Consider the following 644-nt stretch of genomic DNA (forward strand, 5'->3'; position numbering starts at 1 on the left):
GCCTCGAGATCTCAGGCCGATGGCTACGTGCCCCGGGGTGTGGCCCGGCGTCGGCTCCAGCCACACTTCGCCATCGAGTTCATAATCCATATCGACAAGCACAGCCCGACCAGCCTCGACGATTGGCAGCACATTGTCCTGATAGGTCCGTTCGTCGGCATCGCCGGAGGCGGCCTGTGCGGCCTCGAACTCGCGCCGCGCCATGATGTAGCGGGCGTTCGGGAATGTCGGTATCCAACGCCCGTCCACCAATCGTGTGTTCCAGCCGCAATGGTCGATATGAAGATGGGTGCACAGCACATAGTCGATCTGCTCGGGAGCAACACCTGCATTCGCCAGGCGCGCCAAAAAGGTGCCGTCATTGCGGCGATGCCAATGCGGGAAGTATGCGCACGTCTTGTCGTTGCCGACGCAACTGTCGACCAGAATGGTGTGGTGGCCGGTACGAACCAGAAAACTCTGGATGGGAAGAATAAGCCGGCCGGTTGCCGGCGATATCAATCGGGGCGTGAGCCAATGAAGATGCGGTTCGAGTGCTTCGTCGGTGCAGTCGGGGAACCATTCCGACGGCGTCCCCAGAGGGTCGCACATCTCCAGAATTCTGGTTACCCAGATATTCCCGATTCTCCAATCGTCCATTGATG

Annotated in this window: 1 protein-coding gene; it reads right to left on the reverse strand. The window is 59.8% G+C overall.

Annotated features, from left to right (window positions below; translation table 11 throughout):
- Positions 1–644 (reverse strand): MBL fold metallo-hydrolase (locus tag NKI17_RS36940; protein WP_352907962.1); only part of this gene is annotated, 644 nt, incomplete at both ends.

Source organism: Mesorhizobium sp. M0816 (genome assembly GCF_040320005.1).
Lineage (GTDB): Bacteria > Pseudomonadota > Alphaproteobacteria > Rhizobiales > Rhizobiaceae > Mesorhizobium.